Below are 8,463 nucleotides of genomic sequence, written 5' to 3'. Positions count from 1 at the left end.
CATCGGAAGCTACCGTCGGCAGGGTTTTTCATGGAGAAAAATCTAACAAAAAATCAACGACGGACGGCCTTAATCACGTGCCATTCCACACTGACCCCATTTCCCACTGACCCCATTTCCCATTTCCCCCATTTCCCTGGCATCTATTTCGCGGCATCTATTTCGGTTGATACCCCCCTTTCAGGTGTCGAGCGGACGTAAGACACGGCAGGGGTTCCCCGCAGCCACCACCCCTTCAGGAACGCTTTTAGTAACAACACTTCCTGCTCCAATCACGGAACGGTCACCCACACTTACTCCAGGGAGGATAATGCTCCCTCCACCAATCCAAACATCCGATCCAATCGATATCGGAAGCGCACTCTGCTTTTCCCTCCTAAGCTTCCAGTCGAGAGGATGGCTTGCTGTATAAATACCAACATTCGGACCAATCCAAGTGTAACTACCTATTTCGACCCTAGCACAATCAAGAACCACACACCCAATATTAAGAAAAACAGAATCCCCGACAAAGATATTTAGCCCATAGTCACAGATGAAGGGAAATCGAATAATTGAATTTTTCCCGAATTCCCCAAATAGCTCCTGCCACCCAGCAATCAATTTATCCCCATCCGATTCTTTCCCTAACCGCGCCAGCATCCTGCTCGCGCGGGCTCGTAGCCTTACCAATTCGGAATCAAGTGGATTATAGAGTTCTCCTCCAAGCATTCTCAAGGCTTCACTTTCGCAATCAAATTCCATAAATTCTAATATAGTAGGCAGAGCCAGGCCTCACTCTACGGAAATCGACGCCCATACAATTTGTAGCCATTTCACCCCAGCGAACCCAATTACTAGCAAAATCACATCCCCCATCGCGATTGTCCATAGTCCATAGTAACCTCTTTTCCACCATCCTAATTTGGGGATCTCTCCTCTGGAAAAGGCAACGACCTCAAGACGGTTTGCAACCGTAGTCCACTCGATAGCAAATGCAGTTGCGAGGCTAAGCAGTAGCCGCGCCCGCCTGGCCATACCATGAAACCCCTCACCCCTAGAACGCAATCTGCAAGCATACCGCATGTCTTGGAACCGCGCCTCCAAATCCGCTGGATAGCGATTGATGTACTGAACCAAATTGCCTAAGCGCCTGAAAGGACTAAGAATAGTTACCATAAATCCAATCATACTTGGATCTCCTGCCATGTTCAGTATAAGTATCACTGTTACATACACTCTAGCCGCAACTAGACCCGCTTCTAGACCATCAAAACCTGAGTGCGCACGCCCAAGCGCCTCCTGGACAAATCCAGTAATTACAGGTGCCGCAAAAAAAAAGAATGCAAAAAGCATTCCCCAAAAATGAAAGACTCTAGGGGAGCGATTTATATAAGATGCACGGCAAATCGCCAATAGAAATGGAACAACTAGCTCGATAGGGTGCTTCGAAAAGAAGCACACCCATACTAACGTTATTACGAAAAATAGCATGCTCTCTATTTGATATTTAAACCAAGTTCCTTAGATCCGAGAATACCCTGCAAGACCTGATCGTGGCTGAACACTATAAATGCCAAATCTGGATGAGCATTGATCATATTGACCACACACTCTCTGCCGTCCTTACTCATGCCGCAGGTAGGCTCATCCATCACAACGAGACAATCAGAAGCTTCGATAGCGATCGCGATCGACAGTAACTTTTGCTTCTCATAGGGCAGAGCTCTAGGATGCAGCGTCAAATCATTCTGCGACAAGCCCACCAACTCCCGAAGGCCTTCTGATTTGACTTCGTCTTCGACTGAGGAAAACAAAAAAGAACGGTCTGCATGTTGTATGGCAAGGGATGCCTGCACATCCGACCGGGTCCACTTCAAGCTCCCATTAAAGTCGGCTTCCGAGGCGCGCCCGGCAATCAACTTTGCAATTGAGGTCTTCCCTGCCCCATTTGGTCCATGGAATGCCAACACTTCTCCTCTACGAATCGAGAATGATTGCCTCCGCAAAGTCACACCTCTCCGACCCAAATCACTCGCAATCAGAAATGGTTCTTCTCCTAAGGCCCTTACAGAAAGTTTCAAGTTCCCGTCACTCTGGGCTGGCGGAGAGGCATCCACCTCCAGAGTCCCGTCTGCCAATAAGTAACCGGAACGGACACGAACGTTACCGGTACCGCAAATCGACATAACGCGTTTCATAGGAATTCCGGCTACAATAATTGCCGCACCACCATTATTAATCCGTTGGTGCTCAATCCATCCAGGCAACCTTCCAAGCACCCACTCCTCGAAATCAATATCCAGATTCGAACGGGTCAAATCCAAGACCAATATTTTGGCGGAGCGCTCCATAGCGCATGCTAAGGCCAAACGATGTAACTCCCCACCTGACAGTACTCTTGTGCGACGCTCAAGCTTTTCGTAAAGCCCGTAGGGCGCAAGAACTAACGGATCTGGGTACTCTCCTGGATTATTCCCGAGCGCCGCTTGGGAATAGCGAATCTCCTCTGCTACAGTCTCGCCAAGAACCGCAAATTCGGGATCACCAAATACAAATGCAATTGTCTTTGCTCGCTCAAGCCTTGGCAGATCCCTCAAAGACTCACTGCTGATCTTAACTGCGAACTCATCGCTGTATCCTGATGTGCTAACCGGCCGAACTAGTTGTCCTGATTTCGCCGTGTCAGTCAGTCTTTTCGCATCCTCAAAACCCACAATAACCTGAAGGAACTCTGAAATCCGTGCATCTGAATCTCCCTCTATACAAAATACCTCCCCTCCAAGAATTGTAAAACTTGGAATATTCAGTTCAAGCAGACCCTCTCTTTGAAACTGGAACGCTTCAACCGCAAACATAATCAATTCGATTTCAGGTTTTTACGCAAAGTTCACGCTTAGATTTCAGGAGCCTTCACCTTTCGAATTGCTATAATCATGAGAGATGCGATTCCGACATTAATTGCCGCAGCTACCAACAAAAATGGGAAAACTAGCGCCACAGCTGCACTGAAAGGCATTAGTCCCAGTGCTGCATTTAGGAATGGAATTAAATTGTTAAGAATAATCGCAACAATACCAGCAGGGATCAGCCCCCATTTCTTGTTAATCGTCCTTGCGATCGCACCGAAGGTCCAACAAACGACGAAGATGCCCAAAGCAATTAGAAAATGCACGAAGCCTAAGGGAAATCCACCGCTAGCAGCTGAAAGCATGTGCCCAATAAAGCCGACAATGCCACCGACGAGCGGTCCGTAATAGACGGCACTAAATAGACCAGGTACCGCATCAAGCGCAACCGATCCCACCGGCGATGGCAGCTTAATAAGGCCACCCAGACCTGATACAATTGACGCTATGGCTACATACGCCACCACTGATGCGCGGCGGCCTATCCGTCCGTTCAAATCTTTCTTTGTTTTCATTTGATCATTCAAACCATCTATAAGTTTTACCTTTCGGTTTCAAAAACTTTCGAAGCTCTAGAAAGCAAGTAACCCAGAAAAACGCCAGTTAAAAAAATTCCAATCAGATTCTGGAAAATATTAGTGATTCTTGTCGTCCAATGAGTCGGTTGCAATTCAAATGTACCGGCATAAGCATCAAGTGACCATTGGAAAAGTTGGCCGAACGTATAGCCTTGGCCTGTTTTGCTTTGAGAGTCAATAAAGGCACCCGGAAGCAGGCGATCTGCCACTCCGTATATCAATGCAAAAATCAAAGCGATTCCACAGTAGACCGCAAGAAACACTAATATAGGCCCAACTATTGGTTTCACCTCAATCAGGCCCAGCTTGACCCAATCTTCAATCTGATTTGACGCTTCTATCAGGACTCTCGTCATAGAATAGAATCCAAAAAAGAGCCAAATGTTTAGTGTCACATCCGGTAGCCAACTGTATCGCAACGCAATAAAAATTAGAATCCAAGATGCGACCAATAGCACTATATTTGTAAAGAGGTGACTATGTCGAACTGCAACGGCAAAAAAGAGCCCCGCTAATGCAGCTGCACAATACTTCTCATTTAGACCAATCGACAGCAGGCCAGCTAGTGACCAGACTGCACACAAGGGAATCAGCAGACAGGCAGGCAAATTATTAAATCTTCGAGCAACAATCCCCCCGAACAGACCAAAGACTCCACCGACTATAAGCAGCTCTTCATTCTCGGCTCCTTCGCTAACTCCTAGAATAATAGCGACTGAGCATCCGATAAGTGCACACAGCAGCGACCCAATGAGCATCCGCGGGGACAAACGGGAAAACGCTGCACTACTCATAATTTTCTAAGGTTAGATGGATGATTCCTTATATGGGCTATCTATACCAGCCTCATCAAAAGTTGAAATCCCATGGATCAATGAGCACGCCAAATCTAAAAGTGGTAGACAAGCAAGGCCGCCTGTCCCTTCTCCGAGTCGAAGAGAAAGCGCTAACAGCGGCTCTACTTCGAGCAAATCCAACACCATCTTGTGACCTTTCTCGTCGGACCGATGGGAAAATACGAGCGACGGCCAAATATCGGGAGCCAACCGTAGTGCTAATAGTGCGCTAATTGTAGATATAAACCCATCAACAATACAGGGGACGCCGCAATTTGCTGCTGAAATTGCAGCTCCAGCCATTGCGCCAAGCTCAAATCCTCCTACCTTTGCCAAGCAATCGATAGGATCATCGATCATCGGGCTGTTGACTCTCAATGCTTGTTTTACCACTGAGACTTTCCGCTCAAGCATCACTCCCTCAGCACCAGTACCACGCCCTACTACATCCTCGGCAGCAAACCCAGTTAACGACGAAAGAAGAGCGGATGCCGCAGTCGTATTACTGTTCCCCACCTCGCCGATTATTGTAGCCTTATAACCTCTTGCGACAGCAGATCTATGTGCATTTGCACCTGAAACTATAGACAGCTTCGCCTCTTCCCGTGTCATCGCGGGTCCGTAAATAATGTTTGCTGTCCCTTCTCGAACAGCAAGATTATTCACGCCTCTCAGGTCGATGTTTCCTCGTCGCATTCCGACGTCGATAACTTCCACATCGCATCCTACTGTTTTTGCGAAAGCATTAATTCCTGCGCAGCCGGCTAACGCTGCTTTTGCTACGCTAATAGTAGTTTCTGGCGCAAAAATACTCACTTTCTCCGATGAAACACCATGATCAGAGCAGAACATTTGAACCAGCCTAGGTTTTACAGCTGGTTTAGTGCTGCGCTGGACTCCGGCGAGCTGAATCGCGAGCGCCTCGAGACGGCCCAACGAGCCGCGCGGTTTCGCATGATACCTTATCCGGCTTTCGACTTCTCGGGCACAATTCTCGTCAGGGAACCTTTTCGTGGCGGCCAGAAGATCTTCAAGGGTATGGTATACAGCTCTCAATTTGTGACGAGTATGGCAAGACTCAGTATTCGAGTTCGGGATCAGTTCCGAATATCGAAAATTGGAACGTGAACAGGGTTCCCCTGGAGACAATGGCGAGGCCACGAACTCCACCGACTGCGGGTTCGAAAAGCGCTTCTCCCGTCTCCTGACGATGAGCGATTTCGTAGTGGACGATCTCGCGAAGGGAGGGACAGATGCTTATGGATCGACGATATCGGTCTTCTTCTTTCATGATTAAAACCTAGTAATTTGGCTTGGAAGTATCAATCCATCTATTGGTCAAACAATGCCTTCAGCAAGAGAGCGGAGGTCAGCTTCTAACTGATCAGCCATCGCCATTGTGTAGATCTTGCGAATTCTGCCTTCGTTCTGGAGTTTGATGATCTTCCGCAGGTCGTTTTGGCGAGCTTTCCAACTTATCCCATCAGTCACAAGGATGAAAGCGGTGTCGTCGCGGCGTTGCTCCACGATGCGGTAGATGTCGCCTAAGACGTCTGTTTGTTTACTGCCAGTAGCGTTGAATGCTTTGACTTCGATGAGGATGTGGGCGTCTTCGGCGCTAGGAATTGCAAAGTCCGCTTTCTCACTGCTGAGTCCCGACGCGCCCAAAAACTGGCACCGGGGTATGATCTGATCCTTGCTGAAGATCTTGAGTAGGATGTCTTCGACAAAGTCCTCGAGCATTCGGCCCCGCAGTTGGCCCTTCCGCGCGCTTCCCCATCCGCCTTCGAAGAGACCAACCAAACGATCCGACCATTCGAGGGGGCGAGTGACCTCGGCGTTGATTTTCTTGAGCAGGTCCAGCTTGGCAAATGCAGCGACGAAAGCCTTGGGGTCTTGCTTGAACTTGGTGACTTTACCAGCACCCGTGCCTTCGAAGAGGGCGGGAATGTCGCGATCATACTCGTCCTTGGCCATGCCCAAGAAGAGGCGGAGGACGGTGGAAGCTGCCCGAAAATCGGTTTCGAGGATTTTGATCACGTCGTTACCAGTGATTTTTCTGCCAACCGGTAGCGATTTTAGCATCGTGATGACTTTCCCGGCGTGCGGGTCTTCCATCCAGTCGACTTCTAGGACTCGGAGTGAGGCGGCGATTTCTTCGAAGGTCTGCCGTGATCGCTTCATGCACCGATGATGAGATACTCTTGGACGACGTTGCGTTTGGCGGCGGAATGGGTTCCAAAGTGGTAACGGTGTTCCTTTTCGACGACTTCGACTGAATTCTTGTAGCGGCCCATGATGGTCTTGAGGCGCTTCAGATCTGGGAACGCATTTGAGGAGTAAGAGAGCACTTGAATCGAATCGGCGTATTGACGGAACAAGCGATCGAACGCGTCCTCAGCAGTTTGGCGGTAAGCGAAGGGAGTGAAAGGCTTGGTGATCTTGCGGACCTTGGTGTTCATCATCAGTTCCTTACCCTCCCAGTAGCAAGCGAGGCCTTCGAGGAAGTGGTAGCGCTTGATGTAACAGTTGTCGTCGGAAAGCGGAACGTATGGGGGATCCATATAAACGAGATCAGCTCCTTGGGGTGTTTCGAACACGTCTCCGCAGGTCACTGAATTCCTAAGTCCGTTGGAAAATACGGCTGCGTTATAGCATGCGACTTGTTCAATGAAGTGTTCTCGAAGGGTAAGTTGTAGGTCACGTCGACCGTCTTGGTAGCGGGTCGGATCTGAGACAGTGAAGAGTCCACGCGGTTGCCGTTTGATCGCCGAGCGGAGCAGCGCCGCGAGTGCGACTGCCCGCTTGAGTGGTGAGTTAAGGTCTCGAATTCCTACCCAGAGATCATCCAAGAATGAGAGCTCTTTGGGTGTGTAGAATATACCTTCGAATGTCTTGCGAATGAATCGTTCGCCGGACTTCGTCGCCCTTGCTGCGAGCAACTGCTCTAGATCTGATGCAGTCAGATGGGTGGCGTTGTTTGCAATTGTGGCCGAGGTCAGGACGCAAGGAAATGCGAGTGTGTCGTTGGAGTGAACCTGCTTGCCCATCGCTTTGAGCAGGTAGGAGACAACGCCGGAACCCGAGAAGGCGTCGACGGAGGTTTCGAATGGTAGTTCGGATAGGGTGTCGTGAATCCAAGGAAGCAGCTTGAACTTGCTCCCCATGTAGCGGAAGCGAGGAAAGTCCTGCATTTCTACGGGAATTTCGATTGGCTCAAGAGCGCCGCGAAGCAGGGGGATTTGGGTAGATTCTACTTTCACTCGGTCACGTTACCTAAAGGTGTTCAAAAGACCACTTATTTTTTTGGGGGGGAAGAAGGGGGACAAGAGTGTCCCCCCTCCTTAGATGCGGGCGGGACGCCCACGCTCCCCTATTGGCAGGCCTCACATTCCCCCCCATTCAGCATCGCATCGATGCTGCAGGCATTTTTCTCGGCTTCGGTGTAAACCTTCGCAGCAGGAGCGGCTGTGGCTCCCCCGCCCATGTGGCCGCGGATGTCTTTTTTGACGTCGAGGGTGGATTTCTCGACGTTGGAGGCCTGCATGGTGCGCAGATAATAGGTGGTCTTGAGGCCTTTCTCCCAGGCGCGGCGATACATGTGACTGAGGGTCTTCATGTCGGGCTGGGCGAGGAAGAGGTTCACACTCTGGCTCTGGTCGATCCACTTCTGGCGGCGGGCGGCGGCATCGACGATGTATTCGAAGCCGACTCCGAAGACGGTGCGGTGCTTGGTCTTGATGGCTTCGGGGATGTCGTCGATGGAATCGAGCTCGCCATCAAAATACTTCAACTGGTCGAGCATTTCCTGGTTCCAGAGGCCTTCCTTCTTGAGGTCGCGGACGAGCTCGCGGTTGAGGACGATGAAGTCGCCGCTGAGGTTCGATTTGACGTAGAGGTTCTTGTAGTTCGGCTCGATGCAGGGGGTGGTGCCCATGATGTTCGAGATGGTGGCGGTGGGGGCGATGGCGAGGACGTTGGAGTTCCGCATGCCGTGCTTGGCGATCTTTTCACGGACGACGGACCAGTCCATTTTGCCGCCGCGTGGGACGTCGATCTTCTTGCCGCGTTCGTCTTCGAGGAGGTCGACGGTGTCCTGGGGAAGGAGGCCGCGGTCCCATTTGGAGCCTTTGTAGGTGCTGTAGGGGCCGACTTCGGCGG

At 50.3% G+C, this 8,463-nt stretch carries 9 protein-coding genes and 1 pseudogene; all 10 read right to left on the bottom strand.

Annotation, left to right across the window (positions count from 1 at the left end; all coding sequences use genetic code 11):
- Positions 1-180: 180 nt before the first annotated feature.
- Positions 181-744, bottom strand: coding sequence for a sugar O-acetyltransferase (locus WBG04_RS21430; RefSeq protein WP_424316821.1), 564 nt, complete (start codon positions 742-744; stop codon positions 181-183).
- Between the two features lie 30 nt (positions 745-774).
- Complete coding sequence (locus tag WBG04_RS21425) at positions 775-1,335, bottom strand: hypothetical protein (protein WP_424316819.1); 561 nt, start codon at positions 1,333-1,335, stop codon at positions 775-777.
- A 143-nt stretch (positions 1,336-1,478) separates the two neighbouring features.
- A complete protein-coding gene (locus tag WBG04_RS21420; RefSeq protein WP_424316817.1) occupies positions 1,479-2,837 on the bottom strand; it encodes an ATP-binding cassette domain-containing protein in 1,359 nt (452 codons plus the stop codon).
- A 38-nt stretch (positions 2,838-2,875) separates the two neighbouring features.
- Complete coding sequence (locus WBG04_RS21415; RefSeq protein ID WP_424316815.1) at positions 2,876-3,403, bottom strand: ECF transporter S component; 528 nt, start codon at positions 3,401-3,403, stop codon at positions 2,876-2,878.
- Positions 3,404-3,429: 26 nt separating this feature from the next.
- Positions 3,430-4,260 (bottom strand): hypothetical protein, encoded by an 831-nt coding sequence (locus tag WBG04_RS21410; RefSeq protein ID WP_424316813.1) that lies wholly within the window; start codon positions 4,258-4,260, stop codon positions 3,430-3,432.
- A gap of 12 nt (positions 4,261-4,272) precedes the next feature.
- The gene (gene cobT / locus WBG04_RS21405) at positions 4,273-5,463 is read right to left on the bottom strand and encodes a nicotinate-nucleotide--dimethylbenzimidazole phosphoribosyltransferase (protein ID WP_424316811.1); all 1,191 of its coding nucleotides are present in this window, start codon (positions 5,461-5,463) and stop codon (positions 4,273-4,275) included.
- Positions 5,381-5,593: a hypothetical protein gene (locus tag WBG04_RS21400; protein ID WP_424316823.1), complete on the bottom strand. Its 213-nt coding sequence runs from the start codon at positions 5,591-5,593 to the stop codon at positions 5,381-5,383. The genes cobT and WBG04_RS21400 overlap by 83 nt, the downstream gene beginning before the upstream one ends.
- A 47-nt stretch (positions 5,594-5,640) precedes the next feature.
- Complete coding sequence (locus tag WBG04_RS21395) at positions 5,641-6,486, bottom strand: DpnII family type II restriction endonuclease (protein WP_424316809.1); 846 nt, start codon at positions 6,484-6,486, stop codon at positions 5,641-5,643.
- A complete protein-coding gene (locus tag WBG04_RS21390; protein ID WP_424316807.1) occupies positions 6,483-7,496 on the bottom strand; it encodes a DNA adenine methylase in 1,014 nt (337 codons plus the stop codon). Before WBG04_RS21390 ends, WBG04_RS21395 begins: the two co-directional genes overlap by 4 nt.
- 179 nt (positions 7,497-7,675) lie before the next feature.
- A pseudogene (locus WBG04_RS21385) lies at positions 7,676-8,463 on the bottom strand (ribonucleoside-diphosphate reductase subunit alpha); the annotation flags it as partial.

The organism is Haloferula sp. (assembly GCF_049672945.1).
Classification (GTDB): Bacteria; Verrucomicrobiota; Verrucomicrobiia; order Verrucomicrobiales; family Akkermansiaceae; genus Haloferula.
This window is presented reverse-complemented; position numbering and strand designations above follow the sequence as displayed.